Here is a 23625-nt window from a genome sequence, read left to right on the forward strand (position 1 = left end):
GTCGACCGGTGCGATCTTGCGGTGCGATTACGTACCGGCTACTTGCGAAATGAAATCGACACAGGCACTATGCGCCCCGATGTATCGTCGAAGGATCTTCTCCCTCGTGCTCGCCGTCTGCGCGATCCCGGGACTCGCCCTGGCCGAAGCGCCCCCGCATAGCGTCCACTGGGGCGCCATCGCCTTCCCCGATCACGACCCTACCTTGACCCTGAGCGCCGCACTCCTGGATCGGTTTACCGAGTTCGACGGGGAAGGCAGACGCTACAACGATATGCGGGAAACCATGGGGCTGAATTTCTTCACCTTGAGCTGGACCAAGCCCCTGGCCCAATTGCCGGGATGGAATCTTAATCTCACGGCAGGCGGCGGACCCACGCGCGACGGGCCAAGCCGGTTTCTTCAAAACGATGTGGTGCACAAGTTTCGAGGGCTCACCGAGGTCCCGGTCGGGAACAAACGCGAAGCGAACGACTTCATGCTCAGCGGGTCGCTGACCCGCTGGTTTAGCCTCTTGGGATCGAACGATGCGTTCTTTGCCGGTCTGGGCGGCGCCGGTGGGTCGTTGTATTATGAGCCCTATGTGCAGGCAGGATTTCGCCGGTTGGCCCTCTTCGCCCCGGTACCGCTGCTGGGCGACTACCTTCGCGTTTCAGCCCTCGCGCGATACGGCCGCCCGTTCAGCGGTGCCGCGTTCCACCAGGTCGCGCCCCAGTCCTACATGGCTCAGGGCTCTGTCGGCCTCGGGAACTATCGCCACTGGGCCGATTCGACTCCATGGGAAATCGAACTGGCGGTGACCGTCGATTCAGGTCTGTTCGTGGATCATCAGGGAGATGCGCTGGAAGAACGATTCGTCTCAGTCGCAGTGCGCTACTCGGCCTTCACGTTCGAAACGTGGAACGATCTCATCAACCAGAAAGATTACGGTCCGACCTTCGGCGCCCGCCTGACGCTCGACTTGTTCTATATGTACGACCGCTGGTTCAAGTAAAACCCCGGCCCGCTGCCATTCGGGCGGGCAAGACAGCAGGGGTTGGATTCCCATGCTCTGCGCCAGCATGAGTCGCACTGACTCCTTCGGTACAGACAGCTTGTCCCCCCGCAACCCGATCTCCGCTGTAGAGATCGGGTTACTTGAGAATGCCGAGAAACCACAGCAAGACCAGCAGGCTTGCCGGGACACCGAGCAACCAGAGGATGAATCCTTTTCCCATCGTTCCCATACAGTCCTCCTGATTAACCGCAGATTATGGTAGTAGCGATGCTGCCACCAGCTCACGATTCAGCGCGCTGACCATCTTCAGATGCGCCGTGCGATCTTCTTCCAATCCCGCCGCAAATAAGTCGGCGTGCTTGCGTTGCAACACCAGGCCAAAATCCTCTTGTTTGCCGGCCGGGATTTCATACAGCGAGGCCAAGGCACTCACGTACTGGCCCCCACCAGCCGCAGCCTCCTGACGGAGGTTCTCATACGCGACCCCTGCAAAGAGATTGATCTTCTGCTCTTTTAGCACCATGCCGTCCGCTGAAAAGAGCCCATTGGGGCTCGTGCTGGAGAAGAAATTGACGGTCGTGTCGACCGTAGCTTTCGTTGTGTTACAGCCCCCGACCATGATGCCGGCGGCCACAACACATAGGCCCAATCCCAGGTTTTTCATTGATGGTGACGTCTTCATGTATGCCTCCTTCTGGGGGCTGTCAGCGTTAGATCATTTCCCAATCAAGCCTTCTACTCACGTTGTAACCGAGAAACATCCAGGGCGACCCTAGTCATTACCCTGGAGAGACGGAAGAAAGGTGCTAGCAAAGCGGCTATCGCTGGCGCCTGTCAGGTGCGAGAACGGAGGCTACGAGGGGAAATCGATAGCGGCGCCGAAGGATCGGGGGAAGCTGGAAAGGCTTGTCTGACAGTAAGAAGAATCGGAAGCGCTGCCGAATGACCGCGATCACCATTCCTTAAAGACAAAAAACACGGCACCGATCATCATTCCGAAGCCGACCAAGTAGTTCCATTTCAGATCTTCCTTCAGATACAGGACTGAGAAGACGCAGAACACGATGAGCGTGATCACTTCCTGTATCGTCTTGAGCTGCGCCGCAGTGAACTCATAATGGCCGATACGATTGGCCGGCACCTGGAAGCAGTACTCCACGAACGCAATGCCCCAACTGGCAAGAATCGCAATCCACAGCGGCGACTCCTTGTATTTTAGATGCCCATACCAGGCGAACGTCATGAAGATGTTGGAGATGGTGAGTAGCAGGATGGTGTGCATGAGCCTCCCTTCTTACAAGCATTCAACTGATCGCAACGGTTACGATCGGCCGCATGAAAGCTTCATCCTGTATGCAGGCGAGCACAAAATAAAACCAGGAATGGCAACAAACAAGCAGTCGAAGGTGTAACCGAGAAATATGGCTCAATAGTTACTTGCCTTGCCGCTGTAACCCTCACGTAGCGGAGTGTGCGGGGGGCACTTCGGGTGTTGTCAGGGCGACACGGCAAGACAGTAGCGGCCACCATGCAGCGGGGCAACGGCATGCGACCTTCGGTCGCGAATTAGAGTCGCACGCGGGCAAGTGGGCATGTAAGCAGGGGGCGCCTCCATCTGAGCGCATTCTGACAATACCGAAGTGCCCCCCGCACACCCCGCTCACACTCCCGCCTCTTTCAACACCTGTCCCGTATACGACCTCTTCACCTTGGCGATTTCTTTCGGCGGGCCTTCCGCGACGATCTCGCCGCCGCGATCGCCGCCTTCAGGACCGAGGTCGATGATCCAATCGGCATTGCGGATCATGTCGAGATTGTGTTCGATCACGAGGACGGTATTGCCGCTCTCGACAAGACGGTCGAGCACGTCCAGCAGTCGTTGAATGTCGGCGAAGTGCAGGCCGGTGGTGGGTTCATCCAGAATATACATGGTGCGGCCGGTGGGACGTTTGGAGAGTTCACGAGAGAGCTTCACGCGTTGGGCTTCGCCGCCCGACAATGTAGTGGCCGACTGCCCTAGCTTGACGTAATGCAGCCCCACGTCGTGGAGCGTCTGCAACTTCGTCTTGATGTAGGGAATGTTCTCGAAGAACTCCAAGGCGTCGTCCACGGTCATGTTGAGGATGTCGGCGATGCTCCGGCCCTTGTATTGAATCTCCAGAGTCTCGCGGTTGTACCGCTGCCCCTTGCAGACCTCGCAGGTGACATAGACGTCGGGCAGGAAATGCATCTCGATCTTGATAAGGCCGTCGCCCTGGCAGGCTTCGCAACGCCCGCCCTTCACATTGAAGCTATAGCGGCCCGGTTTGTACCCGCGCACGCGCGACTCCGGCAGGTTGGAGAACAAATCTCGGATGAATGTAAAGAGCCCGGTGTAGGTCGCCGGATTCGATCGGGGCGTGCGGCCGATCGGCGATTGGTCGATGTCGATGATTTTATCCAGCGCATCGACGCCTTTGAGTTCTTTACACCCGTCGATTTTCGGTTTCTTGTGATAGAGCAACTGCGACAGCGAATGGAACAGCACTTCGAGCACCAGAGTGCTCTTGCCTGAACCCGACACGCCGGTCACGCAGGTCAACAGGCCCAACGGGATGTTCACGGTCACGCCCTTGAGATTGTGCTTCTTCGCCCCCACAACGGTTACAAAGCCCTTGGGCTTCCGGGTACGCGGCGGGAGCGAGACCATCTGCTCGCCGCGCAGGTACATTCCGGTGAGCGAGTCGGGATTCGCCATCACCTGCTTGGGCGTACCCTGGGCAATGATTCGGCCGCCATGCGTACCGGCGCCCGGCCCCAGGTCGAGAATGTAGTCGGCCGCTTCCATGGTCTCCGCATCGTGTTCGACCACGATGACGGTGTTGCCGAGATCACGGAGGCGCAGCAGGGTTTGCAGCAGGCGGCGATTGTCCCGCTGATGGAGGCCGATCGACGGTTCGTCCAGGATGTACAACACGCCGACCAGGCCGGACCCGATTTGGGTGGCGAGACGAATGCGCTGACCCTCGCCGCCTGAAAGCGTGGCCGCAGGACGATCCAGCGTCAAATAATCCAAGCCAACATTCACCAGGAAGCCCAGCCGTTCACGAATCTCTTTCAGGATACGATGGGCGATGACGAGTTCGCGTTCGGTAAATTTGAGTGACGTGAAAAAATCCACCGCTGCCCGCACCGACAACATCGTGACTTCAGCAATCGATTTCTTAGCGATCTTCACCGCCAGACTTTCCGGCTTGAGCCGCGCCCCGTCGCAGGTTTCGCACCGTTCCAGCAGCGTAAAGTCCTCTTCTTCCGACGCGCCCGGCGTCATGGCATATCCGATACCGTCGCAGGCCGGACAGGCTCCATGCGGGCTATTGAACGAGAAGATGCGCGGCGTGATCTCCGGGTAACTGACTCCACATTTAATACAAGCCAGCTTTTCACTATAGAGATGCACCTTGCCGGTTTCGGACAGAACGCCGACCAAGCCCCCGGCCAGTTTCATGGAAGTTTCGACGGAGTCCGCCACCCGCCGCATCAACGCGTCACCCGGCTTCATGACCAGTCGATCCACCACGATCTCTATATTGTGTTTCTTCTGCTTATCGAGCGTGATGTCCTCACCGAGATCGACGATCTCCCCGTTGATCCGGGCCCGCACATAGCCGGCCTTCCGCATCTCCAGCAATTCTTTCCGGTATTCACCCTTCCGCCCGCGCACGATAGGCGAGAGAATCTGGAATTTCGTCCCTTCCGGTAGTTCACAGATGGCATCCACCATCTGCTGGACGGTCTGCGCGGTGATTTCCTGGCCGCATTGAAAACAGTAGGGATGGCCGACACGGGCATAGAGGAGCCGCAGGTAGTCGTAGATTTCAGTGACGGTCCCGACAGTTGAACGGGGATTGTGGCTGGTGCTCTTCTGTTCGATGGAAATGGCCGGCGAGAGCCCCTCAATGGAGTCCACGTCGGGCTTCCCCATCTGTTCGAGAAACTGCCGGGCATAGGCGGAGAGGGACTCGACGTACCTCCGCTGGCCTTCCGCATAGATCGTGTCGAACGCCAGGGAGGACTTCCCCGACCCGCTCAAGCCGGTCATGACAACTAGCTTATCCCGCGGAATCTCGACATCGAGATTCTTCAGATTGTGCTCACGCGCCCCTTTGATGAGGATGGAATTGCTCATAAGCGCGGGATTATACCACGCCGTCGCGCGAGTCTCGGCATTCAACCACCGTGACGTTGACGCCGATGCCGGCAAGACCGTCAAAATATCGACGCGCCCTTACAGCACAGACCGGAAGGGATTTCAGTTTTCCAGAGATGTGCCGATAGGGAACTGCGGGAGCCTTCACCCCGACCCACAACCACCCACGATTTCGACGGCCGCTATGCATGACGTGCTGAGCCTCTTTAAGCGGAACATCAATCAACTGTTCGGGATTACGGTCGATATCCTCAACGTCGGCCGCTCTCTCCAGCAGCTGTCGCTGTCCATGCAAATTCTTGCCAATAACGGCGTGGTCCAAGCGGCCAAAATCCCCGGTGGAAAAGGCCGGCCCATGCTGGCACTGGTCGAAATCCTCAACAACACCCCCAAAGAAATCCGGCCGGAAGTGGAAGCCCTGGAGCATCTCTGTGCGGGACTGGCCAAGGTCACCGCCAGCAGTTCGAATATTGTCTGGCGCTACCACCAATTGATTGCGAGCCTCCTCTCGGCGATGGCGCATGCGCAACCGACCGCAGCCTCGAAACATCTGGAGACTTTGTCTCACCTCCGGTTTACCACGGCGGCGGATGTGACGCAGTTGATGCACCATCCGGCCTTTGCGGACGCCGGGGCACTCGAACGTGACAATCGTGCTTACATCGTCAACCTGTGCCAGACCAACCTCACCGAACTGCATGAGCGGCTCAAAGAGGCGCTGCGCTGTCTGGGTGAAACCCAGCAGGCCCTAGGCGGGCTGAAAACGATCGGACTTACCGCGCGCTATATGGCCTTCTGTATCTCCTCGGAAGCGGCCGGATTGGCCGAAGCAGAAGCCAACTTCAAGAACCTGGCAACGGAAATTACCCATGTCGTGGACGATCTGGATGCGAAAACCCGCTCCATGAAAGAAGCCATCGAGCACGGGCAGGAGCTCTTAGAACTGCTGCTGAAAGGGCACACCTATGCAAAGTAAAGTCTTGTATAACCAGGACGGACACCAGTGGATCGTGATCGGCCGCGATCCCGAAAAGGACAGTCACGTCATCGATACGAATGAGTACGTGATCATCAATCGCGGCCATGCCATGCTGCTGGACCCGGGCGGCATTCAGATCTTCCCCCAAGTCCTCTCGGAACTCGCCAAATATGTGCGCATGCAGGACATCCGCGTCATCTTTGCCAGCCACCAGGACCCGGATATCTGTTCGTCGCTGGCCATGTGGCTGGATCTGAACCCCGCGATCAAGACCTATTGCTCCTGGCTCTGGACAGGATTTGTCAGCCATTTCAGCACCGGCGAGGTCATCACGTTGAACCCGATTCCCGACCAGGGGATGCGCATCAGGATCGGCGATCAAGGACCGGAAGTTGAAGCCGTTCCGGCCCACTACTGCCACTCCTCAGGCAATTTTTCTCTCTACGATCCGACTGCGGGTATCCTGTTCTCAGGGGACATCGGCGGCGCCCTGGTCCCGGATCACCATGCCAGCCTGGTCGTCACCGATTTCGAGCAGCACGTCCAATATATGCGCGGGTTTCACCTGCGCTGGATGCCGTCCACCGTCGCCCTGCGCGGGTGGACACAACGGGTCCGCGCCATCAAGCCCCGCATGATCTGTCCGCAGCACGGCTCGATCTTCGAAGGCGAGATGGTCGGCAAGCTGCTGAACTGGCTGGACAGCCTGGAAGTGGGTCAGTGGAAGGACAGTGCCGCCAAGACCGACACGTGCGCGGCGGCCTGATCGCGAATAGCGCACCGATCTCAGCGAAAGCTGAGATCGGTGCACAGAGGGTTGAATTTCAGTGGTCTGCCAAAATCTGTCTCATCTGACGTTCCAGTGGAGACAGCTTCTGCTGGAGAATATCCCAGACAATCTCGACATCGATTCCGAAGTATTCATGAACAAGAATGTCTCTGACACCCGCAATTTTCTTCCATTCCACTAAAGGGTAGCGGGTTCGGACTTCTTCTGGAATCTTCTTGACCGCCTCACCGATTACTTCGAGATTACGAATCACCGCATCGAACGTCTTCTCGTCCTGAGAAAACGTTTCCCGATCAAGGCCCACCGTAAATCGCTTAATCTTCTCGATCGCCCCAATGATGTCATCAGCGTAAACTTTATAATCCCGCGGCATGAACTGCCTCTCGTAAGATCGCTCCTCGCAGCCGAGGCTTAATTGTGCTCTCAAGCACCAGATCTACGCGACACCCGAAAAGACTCTCCAGAAAGGCCTTCACGTTCATATATCCATCGAAGGATTTCTTGTCGAACTGAACGACGAAATCAAGATCGCTTGCTGACGTGGCATCCCCACGGGCGACGGACCCGAACAAACCCAGGCTTCGGACACCGTAGGCATGGAGGGCGTGGCGATTCGCTTCCAGTACTTTCAGCACTTCATCCCGTGTGGTCTTCATGCCTGGCCTCGTATCTTCAACATCAACTAAGTGAGCTTCATTGTAGCGGCGAACCGCTCCTTAGAGAAAGCCTAATCCTGAATCAACACAACCACTTCTTGCCAGGGATCTCGATATTGATGTTCTTCAGATAGTGATCACGCGTCCCTTTTGATGATGGAATGGCTGATAAGGGGCGGGCTGTTCAAATAAAGACCGACTTATTTGTTCGATCACCGCAATGCAGTCACCGCCTCAAGCTCATCAACCAGTTCGTCAACCTGAGGTCGGTAATACACCTTCGGCCGATGGCCCTGCCAGGGGAGGTTCTCCACACGCCGCTTCCAGTGTTTATCCAGCGTGATCAGGCTGCCATAGGCAGAGGCCAACACCGCATGGCAAAAGTCCAACCCATCGTTTTTCTTGCATTGAAATGCTTTTGCTTGGAGAACGAGCATGCGGAGAAGCTGGGTCAGAACGAACGTTGCCGGTCGCCGATGGTCAAGGGGCAAAGATGGGGCTTCACGGGCTAGCGCTGACGGATTCTTATCGTAGTCGTCGCGAAGCTGTTTCAGAAGGCTGCAAAACATGCGATCTATCTCGACCGCATTGCGGCGAATATCATCACGATGTTCCTGTACCCAGTCCAGCACCGAGCCTAAACGAAAAAACGAGTCGGCAGACAAGTTCAAGACTGTGCGGCCCTCCGGTGAGAGATCATAGGTGCGCTCGCGAAAGTATGCCTCCATGAAAGTTTCGGAAACCGCAGCTTGGTCGGAAATTCCGGCAGCTTCTCGCCGGACAACTTTCCAAGGGTTCAGCTCCAACGGAGTCCAATGCGGCCCTACCCCATCAAGAAAATTCCTGATCGCTGCTGCGGTGTCTCCTGCAGTTCCAGCTATTTCTAGAGCATTGGTCAAAGAAAATAGGAGATCGCCTCCCTCCCGAAGGGCGCGCAGAAACCGTTGTCGACGACATTCTGATCCCTTGGCAAGGTCGATCAGTGAGTCAGTGTCCAGATACACCCCGAATCGACCGTTCAATTCGGCAACGCAAAGCACTGAACCGTTCTCTACAGTAACCTTAATCATGCACCAGGCCCATTGGATACTCAGCTTTGGTGAGAAAACTCTGTCCGGCAAGCCGGACATTTAACCATTAACTTTTTCCCTCTCGGGATTCGAAGGTTCTGGCCACACTTCTGGCAAGAAACCACGAGATAACTCCTGACTGCTGAGAGTTCTTCGTCTCGCTGCTTCAGGATTGCACGATAGCCATCAGAAGATCTCTGATAGTCCCGATGCCATGTCCTACCCATTAGCCCTCCTATGGTGCCAACGACGAGGGACCAGAAGGCAGTCGCACTATCCGAAAGTTTCGGAGCAAACCCGGCCAAGACAAACAGAGAAACCACCATTCCTGCAGTGATGTAGCCCCAAGCTGACTGTTCCGGAAACGCCTGTTGCAATCGTTGTTCGTATGTAGCCGAAATCTGCTGTTCCCGATCTTGCCACATAACCTCGGTACGCTCTTGATTCCTCCGTTCCTCGTCTTGTTGTCGACGGAATTGTTCGGCCTTTTGACGATCAGCACGCTTAAAGGACTCAAGGATCGCCCTATCTCCCACAATTCGCTGAATTGCCGAAATTGCGAACTCAGGAGTACATCGAAACCACTCCCTCCCCTCACGGTATTCAGAAAGTTCTCTGTGAACTTGCTGCTCCACCACCCTCGGCTGCTCAACCAAGACTTCGTAATCAACAACGTAAGGATGCGGAGCTCCTGTGTGTTTGAGCTCGGATGCCCTCAGATCTGGGTCTTTAGTGGAAAACCCAACCTTGACCACCTCAGGCATAGCTTGGTTGGAGATGATGTAGACCCAGCCTTTCACAATGCATGACTCCAGATGTCGCACCCAGCTTGGTCTTGTTCAACTCTGTGCTTCAGGCTTACCATCTTTTTTGGCCTCAGAGTCGACAATTTCTTTCATTTCGGTATTTGTTGCAAGCCTCCTTCTCCTCATCCACTACCCTGCCGCCGACCTTGACAACAGGCAAAAGCGGGTGCTACCACCCTCCCATGGTGCGGGCGGAACGATCTTCCATACATGATCAGCCGGAAGGGGCGGCAAAGGCCGTCTCAACGTGGTCCGGGCAGGCGCGTGAACAGGCCGTCCAACGGATGTTCACCGCGATCGCGGGCGTCTATGATCTCAACAACACCCTGCTGAGTTTCGGCCTCCATCACCATTGGAAGCGCCTCACGGCTTCGTATGTGCCCACCGTGACGAACGGACGCGCACTTGATATCGGCGCCGGCACGGCGGATCTCGCCCTCTTGATTGAACCCAAAATGGGCGAACAGGGCCACGTCATCGCCTCCGATTTGAACCATGCGATGTTGGCGGAAGGACTGAGGAAAGTCACCGGACGCGGGCTCCGCGACCGGATTACCTGCCTGCAGGCCAATGCCGAGCAGCTGGGCTTCCCTGATGAGACCTTCCATGCCGTGACCACCGGCTTCTGCATGCGCAACGTGGGCAACCTGACGCAGGCGTTCACGGAAATCCGTCGGGTGCTACGGCCGGGCGGTCGATTCGTCTGCCTGGAGTTTTCACGACCGGCCTATGGCTGGCTGCGCGGCCTCTATGATTGGTATTCGTTTCGTCTACTTCCCTGGATCGGCACCAAGGTCGCACGAGACCGGACTGGGGTCTACGAATACCTCCCGGCGTCGATCCGCACCTTTCCCGATCAGGAGCGGCTGGCCACCCTGCTACGCGAAGCCGGATTTCGCCAGGTGGAGTACCGGAACCTCACCGGGGGCATTGTCGCCATCCACGTAGCCACCAAATAGAAGGAGCCGATGGCTAATGGCGTATAGCGTATAGTTCAGAGTACCCACGATTTAATGCCATCAGCTATTTGCCATACGCTATAAGCTCTTCGCTCCATGGAATCCATTCTCTATATTTTTCTCCCCTGCAAGAAGGTCTACCCGATCGGGGTCACCTATCTGGCCGACTTCATCCATCGCCGGAAACCGGAGGTGCGGCAACGCATTCTCGACCTCTCGTTGTTTTCAGAGTCACAGCGTAGCCAGGCGATTCGGGATGCGGCACTTGACTTCAAGCCGGACCTCGTCTGCTTTTCATGGCGGGACATTCAGATTTTCTCCCCCCATGAAGGCGATGCCTCGCTGGAACATGCCTTCAATTTCTATTTCGCCGGGAACCCCATCAAGCGGGTGGCGGCGTCGTTCGCCGGGCTGAAGCAGCTCTATCGCTACTACAGCCACATTCGCGCCAACCTGTCGTACCCCTGGCTGATCCGGAAGGAATTCCCTAACACGCAGATCATGATCGGTGGCGGCGCCTTTACGGCCTTTGCCGACCAGTTGATCGAAAAGCTGCCGGAAGGGACCATCGGCATTTTAGGCGAAGGGGAAGACGCGATCCTGAAGGTGGTTAACGGCGAATCGCTGGAAAACGAGCGCTACATCGTTCGCGAGGGGAAACAGATACGCAAGGGCAATCAGGGTTCACCGGCGCTGCTCGATGCCTTAACCGTCGATCTGCCTTATCTCACCTCCATTTTCCCGCAGCACGCCTCCTACATGGATGAATCGATCGGCGTGCAGACGAAACGGGGCTGCCCGTACGACTGTGCCTTCTGCCTATATCCTTATATTGAAGGCAAACGCGTGCGATACCGGCCGCCGGAAATGGTCGTCAAGGATATCTCCCAGCACTATCATCAGTGGGGTGCCCGGCGTTTCTGGTTTACCGATGCCCAGTTTATTACGGGAAAGGAAGCCTATCCCCAGTGCACGGAAATCCTAGAACGGATTGTGAGTGAACAACTGGAGATCGAGTGGTCCGGTTACATCCGCACCTCGTTGATCACACCGGAGCTGGCCAAGCTGATGGTGCGATCGGGTGTCGGAGATCTGGAAGTCGCCATCACCTCCGGATCCCAGGAAGTGTTGAATAACCTGCACATGGGCTTCAAGCTTGAACGGCTCTACGACGGGTGCCGGTACCTGGCGGAAGCCGGCTTCAAGGGCAAGGTCATCCTCAACTATTCACTGAACTCCCCGAAGGAGACGGAAGAAAGCCTGCTCCAGAGCGTCGAGTCCTACAAGAAGGTCGCGTCGATCCTAGGTGAGGAGCGCGTGTTCCCTCTGATGTTCTTCCTGGGGATCCAACCCAATACAGACCTGGAACACCGGCTCCTCGAAGAAGGCTATCTCTCGGCCGGGTACAACCCACTGATGCTGACGCCGACGAGCATTCGCAAACTCCTCTATAATCCGGCACCGTTGAACAAACTCATCGCGAAGGCCTGCCTCGCCGCATGGGAACGAAAAGAAGGAAGCCGCGATCCCCGAGCCTGGACCGGATCCCTCTCCCAAACCGCTTCTCAAACGACCCCCTCCGGTCCGAAGCCTGACACGGCCCGCTATGCCGATGCGAATCTCATTCGCGGCATTCAGAACAACTCCGGAAGGGAAGCGCTGCTGACCCTGGAGGAGATACTTCGCTCACGTCGCCCCGCTCAGCCGACCACCGCCAAGACGGAAAAGACGGCTGTGAGTCCAATGAGTTAGACCTTATTCACAGGCCCATGCACGCCCCTCGGTTTGCTTGCATTCCCCGAGAACACGGTGCTATCATGCCGCTTCTTTTGGGGTAAAGTTCCATTCAACCGTTTGAATTCTCGGCGGTTCTCTGATCTCATCCCCCTGTAGAGTGTTTGCCTAGGAGGCGTCTCGATGTACAAGACCATTTATATCCCGGTCGATAATTCCGACCATTCCAATACAGCCGTCGACGTTGGAGTCGAATTGGCGAAAACCTACGGCTCGAAGATTGTGGGTAGCCACGTCTACGCAGCCAAGATGCACGATAAGCGTTTCAAGCAGATGGAGGCCGGCCTTCCCGAGGAATATCACGACGAGAAGGAACTCGATCGCCAGCGCCAGATCCACGATTCGCTGATTACCCGCGGACTCCAGATCATCACGGATTCCTACCTCGACTACGTGGATAAAAAGTGCAACGAAGCAAACCTGCCTGTCGAGCGCCGTTCCTTAGAAGGACGCAATTGGAAAGTGCTGGCAGAAGACATCAATACCAATGCCTATGATCTCGTCATCATGGGTGCCTTGGGCGTCGGAGCGGTCAAGGACAGCGTGATCGGCAGCAACACCGAGCGGGTCCTACGACGCGTACGCAACTCCGACATGTTGATCATCAAGCAGCCGACTCCGGTCGGCACCGGCAAGATCGTCGTGGCCGTGGACGGTAGTCCGTACTCCTTCGGCGGACTCATGACCGGTTTGGCGTTAGGCAAAGCGTTTAATGTGCCGGTCGAAGCCATCTCCGCCTTCGATCCCTACTTCCATTACGCGGCGTTCCACAGCATTTCCGGCGTCCTCAACGAAGAAGCCGGCAAGGTCTTCCGCTTCAAGGAGCAGGAGAAGCTGCATGAAGAGGTCATCGACAGCGGTCTGGCAAAGATTTATCAGTCGCACCTGGATATCTCCCGCGAGATCGCCCAGGCCGAGCAGACCGATGTGAAAACGACCCTCCTGGACGGGAAGGCCTTCGAGAAGATCATTCAATACGTGCGGAAGGAAAATCCGTGGCTCCTCATCGTGGGTCGCATCGGCGTCCACAGCGACGAGGATATGGATATCGGCAGCAACACGGAAAATCTGCTCCGCTCCGCGTCCTGCAACATCCTGGTATCGAATCGGAAGTATGTGCCGCCGATCGATACGCAGGCGGAATACACTATCGCCTGGACCGAAGAAGCCTTGCGCCGGATGGAGCGAATTCCCGTGTTTGCCCGCGGAGTCGCCAAGACCGCCATTCACCGGTATGCCATTGAGAAGGGCCACACGATCATCAGCAATACGGTCGTCGACTCTGCCGTCGGCCATATTCTCCCCAAGGGAGCGATGGACGCGATGCGGGCCTTAGGCGGAAATCTGGACGCCGCCGGAATCGATCGCGACAAGATGCAGGCCGACGATTCAGTCGCCCAGGACCTGATGGGCTCCACGCTGAGCGGAATGATGACCCAAGTTGTGGAGGAAAAGCCGGCTCATAGCCCCGGCACGCAGGCCTACCTGGATCGGATGAGCCAGAACTACTTTGTCTGCGACGGATGCGGATATATCGGAAAGGGCGACACCCCGGTGAAGTGCCCGGTGTGCAGCGCCGAAGGGGACCGCTTCAAGCAAGTCGACAAGACCATCTTCGAAGCAGCTGCCAAGGCCGAAGGTGGGCTTGAGACCGATGTGGCCTATGACGATATCCCGATGCAGTGGACCAAGGATGCGAAGGAAGCGATTCGCGCCGTACCGGCCGGGTTCCAACGCCGTCGCGCCAAAGCGAAGATCGAGAAGAGCGCCCGCAAGCTCGGCATGACCACAATTACGCTGGAATATGCCGGTCCGATGATTCAAGAAGCGGCAGCTGAAGACTATACGCCCATCTTTGCAAACAAGGGTACGGGAACCACGGCTCAACAATCGCCTGCGGCAGCCGAAACCAACGGAACCGAGGCTCATGCCAAGAACGGCCATGGCGAAGAACCGGCTCCGGCTCCTCAGGAAACCCTGTCGCCCTATACCTGGACGCCGGATGCTCAGGGTCGTTTGGATCGCGCACCGGAAGGGTTCATGCGGGAATGCACCAAGGCCCTGATCGAAAAACATGCCGACAAAATCGGCACGACGGTCATCACCCTGGAAGTGGCGACTGAGGGAATTGAGCAGGCGAAGGGCTACATGGCCGATGCCATGAAGACCGGCAATCTGAAAGATATGATCGCCAACTTGACCGGCTCCTCCAGCAAAACCGGAGCGAACCGGTGATGGGAAAGTCACTGCCGGTTCTCAATTTCCCGTTCCTTGGAGATAAGCTGGAGTCTCTCCAGCAGCAAATCTCGAAGTTCATCTCCCCGACCTCTCCTTCGGCTGCGCCGAACGACGGTCGCACGGTCGATGACTTCAAACCGTATCTCGTCGCGCTGAACCTCACCAAGCGCTGCAACCTCAAGTGTGATCACTGTTATCTCGATGCTACGACCAAAGCCGGCGGCGGGTCGGATGAGCTCAGTACGGAAGAATGCTTCCGGCTCATCGATCAAATTGCCGAGGTGAACAAGGGATGCCTCCTCGTGATCACCGGTGGAGAGCCGCTGGTACGTCCCGACATCCTGGACATCGCCCGCCATGCCGTTGGACTCGGCTTCATCGTCGTGTTCGGTACCAATGGCATGTTGATCAACGATCGCATGGCTAAAACGCTGGTCGAGATCGGCGTCATGGGCGTCGGCATCAGCATCGACTCGCTTGATCCGGACAAGCACGACAAGTTCCGCGGCGTTCCCGGTGCCTTTGTCAGCGCATTGGCCGGCATCGAGGCTTGCAAACGCAACGGTCTGCAATTCCAGGTTCACTTCAGCGCGCAGCCCATGAACTATCAGGAATTGCCTGCAGTCGTGGAATGGGCCCATACCCTTGGCGCACGGGTCCTGAACGTGTTCTTCATGGTCTGCACCGGACGCGGCGAAGAACTGACGGACATCACACCCCAACAATACGAAGAAGTGCTGGGCTATCTCGTGGATTGCCAGGACCAGTACAAAGACATGCTGGTACGCGCCCGTTGCGCTCCGCATTTCAAGCGACTGGCCTACGAAAAAGATCCCAATTCCCCTCTGACCAAAGCCACCGGATATATGGGCGGAGGCTGCCTGGCAGGGACGAATTACGCACGAGTCACTCCGAACGGGGAACTGACCCCCTGTCCCTACATGCCGCTATCGGCCGGGAATGTTCGCGAGACGAGTTTTGTCGACTTGTGGGAACGCTCGGACGTGTTCAACTCCTTCCGCTACCCTCAACTCAAGGGCAAGTGCGGCGATTGCGAGTACACGGACATCTGCGGCGGCTGTCGGGCTCGACCCTACGTCGATCACGGCGACTGGCTCGACGAAGACCAATGGTGTCTGTACACCCCCAAGGGTGGAGACAAGATCAAAGTCGCCTTCAACACTCCGGAAGAGACCGATATCGCATGGGACGAGGCCTCGGCGCTTCGACTCAGCCGAATCCCCTATTTCCTGCGAGCCATGGTCAAGAAGGGCGTGGAGCGCCATGCCCGGGAAACCGGAATCGCGATGATCACCGTTGAGTTGATGGAAGAGCTGCGGAAAAAGCGCTTTGGAAACGATGCGCCGGTCTTCAATTTCGATATGCGAGGGAAGGACTAGGAACCCGGGCGCCACGCAGAGCCTACGCTAGCCCCAGCTACATTCGCTGCTCGCCCTGACCGATCTATAATGGATTCCGTACAAAGCATCTTCCTCGATCTGAATCAGCTGATTCCGATCGTCAATCACTGGCTCCATCTCCTCTCAGCTGTGATCTGGATCGGCGGGCTCGCGTTCATCGTGATGGCCGTCAAGCCGGGGCTCCGTGAAGCCGCCCTGCCCAAGGAATATGTTCGCCCGATTACCGATGCATTTTACAAGCATTATAAGCGGGTAGCGGGGATCCTGCTGGTCGTCCTGCTGTTCACCGGCGGCATCAACCTCCACTACGTCAATCAGATCTTCGTCTCCCAGACGGGCCAGGGCATGCAGAACCATCCCAAGTACCTCTGGATTTTCTGCATCAAGCTGATCCTGGTGCTGTGCCTCCTCACGCTGTTCCTCTATACCGTCATTTTCAAATCGGATCAGGACGAGGAAGAGGAAGGCGAAAACTACGAGTCGATTCCGTTTCAACGCGCTGCGCTCTGGATGGGCTTCTTCATCATCCTCTGCGCCGCTGCCATGAAACATCTCCACCAGTAGCATCGCTTCATCCCAAGCTTGCGTTCGCCATCTGCGCCGTATCTCTTCAGATACCCCATACGCTTGCCCCCCATTCCCTTTCCACACCAGACTAGGCGGGTTTCAAACCTGCCCCCGCCACGCATCCCGCTCAAAAAATAAATGGCTTTCGTGTACCGATCCAGGTACCCTTCCCGCGCTTGTGGCATATGAGTTGCTTCTCAACACTTGGGTGCGTGCGGCGCTTGCCCTATCGCTGCCGTCGCAATGGGCGAATGAATAGTGAAGGCGCGTCACGTTGACCAACCGCTGGATCGAATATGCATTACCCGTTCAGATAATCTCGCCCACCATGAGGAGATGAACCATGCGTTTCTGCCCCCGACGTGTCGTGGCGCTTGCTGCCGTCCTGTTCGCATTGTCGACCGTACATTGCCAGGCGATTGACCTGCCCCCTCCCCACACGGGCAGTTCCTCCGACACTCAAGGATGGACGGAGCAAGACCGGCAACAGTGGTACCATACGTCCGCCGGGACCCAACTCCTCCCTTATGATTGGTTTGTCGTCCTGGAAGACGAACCGCTGAAGAACAATTTCGCCCGAACCGGCATTATCCCTGACCCGACCCATCCCGACAAACTTCCGATCGGATTTGCAAAGGCCGAAGGGCCGAACGTCCCGGAGCCGACCATTGGGTTGACCTGTGCATTCTGCCACACGACTCAATTTACCTACCGAGGTAGCCCGGTTCGTATCGAAGGGGGGCCATCCCTCCAATACAACCAGCGTTTCCTGCAAATACTTCTCGAAAGTCTTGGTGAGCTGAAAGCGCCTGATAAATTTCAGGCCTTCGCCGTTCGTGTCTTACACCGCCGTGGACAGCCGGTGACTCCGGAGAATATCACCGCCTTAGCCACACAATTTTCACGAGTCATGAAGGATCTGATCGCGAGAGGCGGAAGAGATGCCTCCCCCGCACTGTGGGGGCCTGGACGGTTCGATGCGCTCGGGCGTGGCGGCAATACGGTCTTCGCGCCGCTCAATCCGGACAACCTCAGGCCTGCCAACGCGCCGGTGAGTATTCCGCCGCTTTGGGGCGTATGGGAATATGACTGGGTGCAATGGGCGGGCTCCATTCAACATCCGCTCGCCAGAAATATCGCCCAAGTCATCGGGGTAAATGCCGCCCTCTTCTCCTGGACAAGAACCTCTCCGCACACTCCTTCAGAAAAGCAGGAGATCTTTCGGTCGTCGGTTGATGTGGCCTCGTTGAAAACCTTGGAAGACCTTGCGAAGCGGCTGCACCCGCCCAGATGGCCGACGAGTTTTCCTCCGATCAATCGAGAGTTGGCTGCAAGAGGGAAGGATCTGTATCACGGCCACAAGCTCAAGGGCCTGCCGAATCTCTGCGCCCATTGCCATGTCGCCACGAAGCTCGATTCGCCGAATCCAAACGGCCCGAGCCTGCACGTCACGATGATCCCTCAGAAAGAAGTCGGCACCGACAGCCTGTATCTGGAGAATTTTTCCCGACGTACCGTCGATCTCGAACGTCTTGGGTTGGGCCGACTCTCGGCCAAAGACGCTTCTCAATTGGTGACCACGGAACTGATGGCACTCAACGGCGCGGGGAGCGACCCTGAGTACCAGCATCTCACCAACACCTGGCGCGACAAGGCCCAATACATCGCACGCCCGCATCTCGCCGTCTGGGCAACCGCTCCATTCCTTCACAATGGGTCTGTTCCCAACCTCTACGCATTGCTCTCTCCGGTTAAGGATCGGCCGTCCTGCTTCTATCTCAGTCCGAACATGGAATTCGATCCGGTGAAGGTCGGGTTCGTCGTCTCGGAATGCAACGATTCTCCGACCTTCCGCGATCCATTGGCAGGGTTTGAGTTTAAAACTCAGCTTCCGGGCAACAGCATGGAAGGGCATGAATTCAAAGGGGCTGACTGTGGGGCCGGGGTGACGGAACCCGGCGTCCTAGGATGTGAGATACCGGTCGCTGATCGCTGGGCCATCATCGAATACTTGAAGACCTGTGATCTCGACCGTTTGGTTATCCGTGATGCCCCGGCTTGCAGGGATCTTGAATAACGGATCACCGCCGGGGAACCAGGCGCGCGCCGACAGACACAACGCTGCACGGAGGGCCTCGCCTCCCGAGGACAGGTACGTTATGATCTGGCCGCCGGGGCACTCCTCCGTCACGCGGCATCGACCGAATCGGGCGGCTTCCGTATGACCGACCTTCTCTCCAAAGAACACTCCATTCTCGAACGACCGTTCATGGAGTTTCGCCCCTTCGGCCTCAACGACCAAGGCGAAAAGATCTGCGACATCAGCGGGGTCATCGTTCAGTCCAATGTGGACTACATGTGCGATTATCTCAGTCGCACCGCCGGCTCAGACGCCGCCAGTCAGGCGCTGGATGAACTGTGCCGATTGCTCAACGCCCGCCTTCCGGACCGCACCTACCACGTCACTCCCGACTCGCTTCGCAATATCTGGAATAGTTACTCCTACGAATTCGTCTGCTACCTCAGAGAGTTCTGCGAACATTTGTCCGGGGATCCCCAATTTCATGTCAACGTGGGAACGGACAGAAAAGTTCCTCCCCTGATCCAAATCCTCTGTCGCCCGTTTTCGACCCCACAACTCTACAAAATGTGGCCTTATTTCGGCAGCAAGTACGTCCGGGGTGTGTTGGAATTTGAGGTCGGCCGGGTGACCAGACGTTCGGCCGTCCTCCGCATGACTTTCACCGATCGGGCCCTTGTGCAATTCGGTCCCTATCGCAAGCGGTGCGTGGATGTGATCTGCCTCTCCTGCAAGAGCAGCATCGCACGGGTACAGACACAAATGCACGGCACACCCGCTGCCACGGTCAGAGACCTCTCCTGCACCGCCAACGGCGATCCCTATTGCGAATGGGAATTCACATGGACACCCCAAGTCCGTAGTTCCGTGCCGCTCGCCATGTGGATGCTCGTCGCGGGAGGCACCTTCACCTATCTCCATCTTCGCCAGCCTGACGTGCCGACGGTGGAAGCGCTGGGGCTCGCGGCTATTCCAGCGTCGCTGTTGTGGTGGATGATCACCAATCACATGCGACAAGCCGCCAAACCGCTGCAACGGTTGATCAAGGATCAGGAGCAGGTCGTCGATGCACGGCATGAGGAATTGCGCGAGGCCTACCTCGAGCAACAGAGTACCGCGGTCACCTTGCGCCGAAAAATCAACGACCTGACGACCCTTCACCGCGCAGGACTGTTGTTCAGTTCGACCTTCGATCGGGAAGAGCTACTGACCAATGTGTTAGAGACGATCGTCCGTGAATTGCACTACGATCGCGCCATGATCACGCAGTTTGATCGCACGAGGAACGTGTCGCACGACTTTCGCGTGCGCGGCATGCCGCAGGAGGTCGCGGATTTTCTGCGGACGCAGGAAGTGCCCGTGACCGATCCCAACAGTGTCGAAGGGACCGTGTTCCTGCGTGGCGAACCCGTGCTGACGAACAACATTCACGAAATCTGGGACCGGCTGCACCCGTTCGATCAAAAATTGATCGCGATGGTCAATGTGAAATCGTTCATTACCGTTCCCCTCAAAACTCAAGATGCCGTCATCGGCTCTCTCTCGGTGGACCGCACACACAATCAAGCCCTGACCCAGGACGATCTCGATGTCCTGGTCACCCTCGCCAGTCAGGTCGCCATCGCGCTGGACAATGCCCAGGCCTATCGGGAAATCGAATCGTTGAATGCCGGCCTGGAGGCCCGCGTGCGCGAGCGGACGGCAGAGCTGGAAGCCGCCAACGCGCAACTCAAACAGATGGATCGGCTCAAATCGAAATTTCTTGCCCACGTGTCCCACGAGCTTCGAACGCCCCTCACCAGCATCGTCGGCTTTGCCGACAATATGCTCGAGGGACTCGTCGGCTCACTCAACATGAAGCAGGAACAGTACCTCACCCGCATCAAAGCCAACGGCACCAGACTCGCCCGCATGATCACCGACCTGCTGGATCTCTCGCGTGTCGAGGCCGGCAAACTCGTGCTCTCCTTCGAACAAGTGTGCCTTCCGGCACTCGCGAGCGATGTCATCGAACAACTCCTCCCCCTGGCCGTCACCAAGCACCTCACGATCGAACTTCAGAGTCCGGATCCCGAACTGCTGGTGTGGGCGGATCAGGATCGGCTCAGCCAGATTTTGACGAATTTATTGGATAATGCTATCAAGTACACTCCTGACGGAGGACAGGTCTCCGTAGAGCTTTCGGTCGATACGCACGACATGGCTCGTATCGTCATCCGTGATAACGGCCAGGGTATCCCTCCGGATGCACTGCCCAAACTCTTTGATCCGTTCTTCCGCGTGCAGCAAGAAGAGCGGAGCCAGACCAAGGGATTGGGACTCGGGCTGGCGATCGTCAAAGATCTGGTCGATCTGCACGGCGGCAGCATCACGGTTCGTAGCGAGGTGGATCAGGGAACGGCGTTTACCTTCACCCTTCCCCTGCATTCGCGCGAACCGTCAACCGCCGGCCGGCTGCCGGTCGTTCGCCGCACGGTGTTGGTCGTCGACGACGATCCTGACATTTGCGACCTGCTGCGGGATCGGCTGGAAGCGGAACAGGTTCATGTCTGCACCGCGGCGGACGGTCGCGCGGCATTACGCATGCTGGCAGAGACGACGGTCGATGGAGTGTTGCTTGATATCGCCCTTCCGGAATTGGACGGGTTTGAAGTCCTTCGACAGTTGCGTCCCACCCACCCCACGTTGCCGGTGGTCATGATGACGGCCGTGGAGGCGCTGGATCGCGCCATGGCGGCAGTGGAATCCGGCGCTCAAGATTACCTCCTGAAGCCTTTCGATGGAGCCAGGCTGCGGCAAATCGTGGATCGTTGGTTCATCACCGGCTCCGGTCAATCCGAGTCTTCGATAGGACGGTAACCCCATGCCTCTCGCTCAGCGATTCCGCCGCGCCCTGCTTCTCTGCCTGTTGTGTTCGGCCGCCGGATTCGTCCTCGCTGCCGCTTCCGCCCATGCACAAACCCCACGGCTCCAGGGCCAGTCCGCCGCTGCCGCCGCCATGGGGAACGCCTTCGTCGCCCAGGCCGATGACCCTTCTGCGCTTCATTACAACCCCGCCGGCATGACACAGCTGCATGGGTTCCAAACCCTGTTCGGAACCACGCTCATCGGAGGCACCACCCAGTTCACGAGCCCGACCGGCGCACAAACGACAGGCGATCGCAACGGAAGCGTGGCCTGGCCTCCTCCCGGCCACGTGTACTTGGTCGCGAATCTCAAGGACCTCGGACTGTCGGCGCTCGGGAACTTCACCGCCGGTATCGGGATGAATAATCCGTTCGGTTCATTGACCAGATATCCGAACGATGGGCCGTTTCGCACGGCCATCACCTTTACCACGTTGCCATTGCTCGACATCAAACCCACCATCGCCTACAAACTGAACGATCAGCTCTCCTTCGGGTTGGGCGCCGATATTTACACCTTCTCCGGGCTCTTCGGTGAAGGCCATCTCGAGCAGAAATCCATCTGGCCCGGCGGGCTGGGCATCCCGGCCGGCTCCCTGATGGAGATCAACGGCAGTGACACCACAGCAGGATTTAACGTCAGCCTCCTGTACACACCCTTCCGCAACAGCGACGGGAAACCACTCGTCAATATCGGCATGGTCTATCGCAGTCAGGCCACCTTTCATCTCACGGGCAACTTTCTCGCCAACGGCGCCTCAGTCGCCGATGCCTCAGCCACCTTCGTCCTGCCGCAAGTCTTCTCCGGCGGCATCGGCATCTGGCCGGTTCGTACGTCTGAGCGAGAGTGGAAATTGGAATTCGATGTGGACTACACCGGATGGAAATCCAACCGGAACCTCGATGTCCATTTGACGAACGGCGCCCTGTTGCCGTTTCCTCAAAACTGGCAGAGTACCTACACCGTCATGATCGGCACCGAATACCGATGGCTTCGCCTGGCCTCAATGCCGGATTGGGACATTGCCCTTCGGGCCGGGTACATGAACCAGCAGGCTCAAATACCCGATCGCACCTTTAATCCGGGAGTCCCCTCAGCCAATACGCACATCCCCTCCGTCGGGATCGGGTTGGCCTGCCATGAAAACGGGAGATTCCTCGGACTGGTACGTTGCGGCGAACTGGGCATTGGTCCGCTGAAGCCGAAACTGTTCGCCATCGATCTCGCCTATCAAGCGGGTCTGTACGAAGTACGCACCATCGCGGGCAACCAAAATCCCACCGTCAATGGCCGATACGACAGTATGGTTCATGTCGGCTCGCTGTCGTTGCGGTTCAATTACTGAGCCCTACTCGTTCCTGCCGGCTTCGATCGTTACGTCCTGAAGTGCCGCGAGGGCTTCATCTTCACACATCGACGGCATGACGGTTGCTTCCTTCATCGCCATGGGTCGATGCAGTCGCGCGAACAGCGTCGATCGAACTGTGCTCGTGCCCTTTCGGCGTGGCAGAGAGCCGGTTTCCTGTCGCCGGTTGTCGACCATGAGCAACCGCATGACACGGCCTCCTGGATCGTGCCCATCCAGCGCTGATCAGACCGCCTTCTCCACGCCATCTGCCGCGTCTCCTCCATCACAGGAGACGCGGCAACCTCTTTCCCTAGGCCAGATCCTGAACCGTCCTCTCCAGCTACTGTTTAATCACATCTCTCTATCTCGCCCGCGAGTCGCCCCTCACCTCTTCATGCAGGCATCCACTGTACCAGGCCTCGGGAATATGTGATTGAACTCAAGGAGCAGGAATCTTACCGATGGTTCATCACTTTGGTCGTGGACCCTGATGAACCTTCGCGGGACATTGTCGCAGGCGGAACCATCGAACGGATCCCCTATAGTGAAGCCTGCTCGCTGGGCATGCCATGCACCTGGACCTCTTGCGATCGTGACGCGATCTATCGTTATTCCGAATCCGGCCTCTGGTACGACGCTATCGCCTGTCTGCTCGACCTTATAACTTATGAGGGGGACAAACAGTCGTTGGAACGAATGCTTCATCACCTCTTGAAACAGTCCGGAGTGTACCTGCCTACATAAGATCCTCTTCCTGCATTACTTCAACCCCGTAGTATAAGCGGAACGGGCATCATCGTTCGTTCAGATCTCCCCTAGAATGC

Annotated in this window: 20 protein-coding genes; 12 read left to right on the forward strand and 8 right to left on the reverse strand. The window is 57.3% G+C overall.

All coding sequences use genetic code 11. From position 1 onward, the window contains the following. Window positions 1-106: 106 nt before the first annotated feature. On the forward strand, window positions 107-994 hold the full coding sequence (locus H8K11_14355) for a hypothetical protein (protein ID MCS6264933.1): 888 nt from the start codon (window positions 107-109) through the stop codon (window positions 992-994). Window positions 995-1250: 256 nt separating this feature from the next. Here H8K11_14355 and H8K11_14360 read toward each other — a convergent pair whose 3' ends face one another. From H8K11_14360 to uvrA, 3 genes are all read right to left on the reverse strand, one after another. Continuing rightward, complete coding sequence (locus H8K11_14360; GenBank protein MCS6264934.1) at window positions 1251-1679, reverse strand: DUF3015 family protein; 429 nt, start codon at window positions 1677-1679, stop codon at window positions 1251-1253. A 270-nt stretch (window positions 1680-1949) separates the two neighbouring features. Continuing rightward, a complete protein-coding gene (locus H8K11_14365) occupies window positions 1950-2279 on the reverse strand; it encodes a DMT family protein (GenBank protein ID MCS6264935.1) in 330 nt (109 codons plus the stop codon). 378 nt (window positions 2280-2657) lie between these two features. Continuing rightward, window positions 2658-5165, reverse strand: coding sequence for an excinuclease ABC subunit UvrA (gene uvrA / locus H8K11_14370; protein ID MCS6264936.1), 2508 nt, complete (start codon window positions 5163-5165; stop codon window positions 2658-2660). A gap of 205 nt (window positions 5166-5370) precedes the next feature. On the opposite strand from uvrA, the gene H8K11_14375 reads away from it, so the two are divergent. Beyond that, window positions 5371-6162: a hypothetical protein gene (locus tag H8K11_14375; GenBank protein ID MCS6264937.1), complete on the forward strand. Its 792-nt coding sequence runs from the start codon at window positions 5371-5373 to the stop codon at window positions 6160-6162. Continuing rightward, window positions 6152-6931, forward strand: coding sequence for an MBL fold metallo-hydrolase (locus H8K11_14380; protein MCS6264938.1), 780 nt, complete (start codon window positions 6152-6154; stop codon window positions 6929-6931). The genes H8K11_14375 and H8K11_14380 overlap by 11 nt, the downstream gene beginning before the upstream one ends. 58 nt (window positions 6932-6989) lie before the next feature. Here the strand turns inward: H8K11_14380 and H8K11_14385 are convergent, their stop codons facing one another. From H8K11_14385 to H8K11_14400, 4 genes are all read right to left on the reverse strand, one after another. Next, the gene (locus H8K11_14385) at window positions 6990-7328 is read right to left on the reverse strand and encodes a DUF86 domain-containing protein (GenBank protein ID MCS6264939.1); all 339 of its coding nucleotides are present in this window, start codon (window positions 7326-7328) and stop codon (window positions 6990-6992) included. Then, window positions 7312-7611: a nucleotidyltransferase family protein gene (locus tag H8K11_14390; protein MCS6264940.1), complete on the reverse strand. Its 300-nt coding sequence runs from the start codon at window positions 7609-7611 to the stop codon at window positions 7312-7314. Before H8K11_14390 ends, H8K11_14385 begins: the two co-directional genes overlap by 17 nt. Window positions 7612-7823: 212 nt before the next feature. Then, window positions 7824-8681, reverse strand: a complete 858-nt coding sequence (locus H8K11_14395; protein ID MCS6264941.1) for a hypothetical protein — start codon at window positions 8679-8681, stop codon at window positions 7824-7826. Window positions 8682-8701: 20 nt separating this feature from the next. Beyond that, the gene (locus tag H8K11_14400; protein MCS6264942.1) at window positions 8702-9481 is read right to left on the reverse strand and encodes a GIY-YIG nuclease family protein; all 780 of its coding nucleotides are present in this window, start codon (window positions 9479-9481) and stop codon (window positions 8702-8704) included. A gap of 188 nt (window positions 9482-9669) precedes the next feature. Between H8K11_14400 and H8K11_14405 the strand changes: the two genes are divergently transcribed. From H8K11_14405 to H8K11_14440, 8 genes are all read left to right on the forward strand, one after another. Then, entirely contained in the window at window positions 9670-10446 is a 777-nt protein-coding gene (locus H8K11_14405) for a class I SAM-dependent methyltransferase (protein ID MCS6264943.1), read from the forward strand. A 96-nt stretch (window positions 10447-10542) separates the two neighbouring features. Then, window positions 10543-12198, forward strand: a complete 1656-nt coding sequence (locus tag H8K11_14410; GenBank protein MCS6264944.1) for a radical SAM protein — start codon at window positions 10543-10545, stop codon at window positions 12196-12198. Between the two features lie 165 nt (window positions 12199-12363). After that, complete coding sequence (locus H8K11_14415) at window positions 12364-14475, forward strand: universal stress protein (GenBank protein ID MCS6264945.1); 2112 nt, start codon at window positions 12364-12366, stop codon at window positions 14473-14475. After that, the gene (locus tag H8K11_14420) at window positions 14475-15878 is read left to right on the forward strand and encodes a radical SAM protein (protein MCS6264946.1); all 1404 of its coding nucleotides are present in this window, start codon (window positions 14475-14477) and stop codon (window positions 15876-15878) included. Before H8K11_14415 ends, H8K11_14420 begins: the two co-directional genes overlap by 1 nt. A gap of 69 nt (window positions 15879-15947) precedes the next feature. Then, window positions 15948-16463, forward strand: a complete 516-nt coding sequence (locus H8K11_14425; protein MCS6264947.1) for a hypothetical protein — start codon at window positions 15948-15950, stop codon at window positions 16461-16463. A gap of 346 nt (window positions 16464-16809) precedes the next feature. After that, window positions 16810-18543, forward strand: a complete 1734-nt coding sequence (locus tag H8K11_14430; protein ID MCS6264948.1) for a hypothetical protein — start codon at window positions 16810-16812, stop codon at window positions 18541-18543. Window positions 18544-18687: 144 nt separating this feature from the next. Beyond that, window positions 18688-21405 (forward strand): response regulator, encoded by a 2718-nt coding sequence (locus H8K11_14435; protein ID MCS6264949.1) that lies wholly within the window; start codon window positions 18688-18690, stop codon window positions 21403-21405. Between the two features lie 4 nt (window positions 21406-21409). Then, entirely contained in the window at window positions 21410-22798 is a 1389-nt protein-coding gene (locus H8K11_14440) for an outer membrane protein transport protein (protein ID MCS6264950.1), read from the forward strand. Window positions 22799-22801: 3 nt separating this feature from the next. On the opposite strand, the gene H8K11_14445 is transcribed toward H8K11_14440, so the two are convergent. After that, complete coding sequence (locus H8K11_14445) at window positions 22802-23008, reverse strand: hypothetical protein (GenBank protein MCS6264951.1); 207 nt, start codon at window positions 23006-23008, stop codon at window positions 22802-22804. A 222-nt stretch (window positions 23009-23230) separates the two neighbouring features. On the opposite strand from H8K11_14445, the gene H8K11_14450 reads away from it, so the two are divergent. Beyond that, window positions 23231-23545 (forward strand): DUF928 domain-containing protein, encoded by a 315-nt coding sequence (locus tag H8K11_14450; GenBank protein MCS6264952.1) that lies wholly within the window; start codon window positions 23231-23233, stop codon window positions 23543-23545. Window positions 23546-23625 lie beyond the last annotated feature (80 nt).

This window comes from Nitrospira sp. (assembly GCA_024998565.1).
Lineage (GTDB): Bacteria > Nitrospirota > Nitrospiria > Nitrospirales > Nitrospiraceae > Nitrospira_A.

What these genes read in the sequence shown, in the direction of transcription:
- H8K11_14360 (MCS6264934.1), bottom strand. Translation starts at nt 1,679, where the DNA reads ATGAAGACGTCACCATCAATGAAAAACCTGGGATTGGGCCTATGTGTT.
- uvrA (MCS6264936.1), bottom strand. Translation starts at nt 5,165, where the DNA reads ATGAGCAATTCCATCCTCATCAAAGGGGCGCGTGAGCACAATCTGAAG.
- H8K11_14435 (MCS6264949.1), top strand. Translation starts at nt 18,688, where the DNA reads ATGACCGACCTTCTCTCCAAAGAACACTCCATTCTCGAACGACCGTTC.
- H8K11_14445 (MCS6264951.1), bottom strand. Translation starts at nt 23,008, where the DNA reads ATGCGGTTGCTCATGGTCGACAACCGGCGACAGGAAACCGGCTCTCTG.
- H8K11_14415 (MCS6264945.1), top strand. Translation starts at nt 12,364, where the DNA reads ATGTACAAGACCATTTATATCCCGGTCGATAATTCCGACCATTCCAAT.
- H8K11_14385 (MCS6264939.1), bottom strand. Translation starts at nt 7,328, where the DNA reads ATGCCGCGGGATTATAAAGTTTACGCTGATGACATCATTGGGGCGATC.
- H8K11_14425 (MCS6264947.1), top strand. Translation starts at nt 15,948, where the DNA reads ATGGATTCCGTACAAAGCATCTTCCTCGATCTGAATCAGCTGATTCCG.
- H8K11_14405 (MCS6264943.1), top strand. Translation starts at nt 9,670, where the DNA reads ATGGTGCGGGCGGAACGATCTTCCATACATGATCAGCCGGAAGGGGCG.
- H8K11_14430 (MCS6264948.1), top strand. Translation starts at nt 16,810, where the DNA reads ATGCGTTTCTGCCCCCGACGTGTCGTGGCGCTTGCTGCCGTCCTGTTC.
- H8K11_14375 (MCS6264937.1), top strand. Translation starts at nt 5,371, where the DNA reads ATGCATGACGTGCTGAGCCTCTTTAAGCGGAACATCAATCAACTGTTC.
- H8K11_14410 (MCS6264944.1), top strand. Translation starts at nt 10,543, where the DNA reads ATGGAATCCATTCTCTATATTTTTCTCCCCTGCAAGAAGGTCTACCCG.
- H8K11_14420 (MCS6264946.1), top strand. Translation starts at nt 14,475, where the DNA reads ATGGGAAAGTCACTGCCGGTTCTCAATTTCCCGTTCCTTGGAGATAAG.
- H8K11_14395 (MCS6264941.1), bottom strand. Translation starts at nt 8,681, where the DNA reads ATGATTAAGGTTACTGTAGAGAACGGTTCAGTGCTTTGCGTTGCCGAA.
- H8K11_14380 (MCS6264938.1), top strand. Translation starts at nt 6,152, where the DNA reads ATGCAAAGTAAAGTCTTGTATAACCAGGACGGACACCAGTGGATCGTG.
- H8K11_14390 (MCS6264940.1), bottom strand. Translation starts at nt 7,611, where the DNA reads ATGAAGACCACACGGGATGAAGTGCTGAAAGTACTGGAAGCGAATCGC.
- H8K11_14365 (MCS6264935.1), bottom strand. Translation starts at nt 2,279, where the DNA reads ATGCACACCATCCTGCTACTCACCATCTCCAACATCTTCATGACGTTC.
- H8K11_14440 (MCS6264950.1), top strand. Translation starts at nt 21,410, where the DNA reads ATGCCTCTCGCTCAGCGATTCCGCCGCGCCCTGCTTCTCTGCCTGTTG.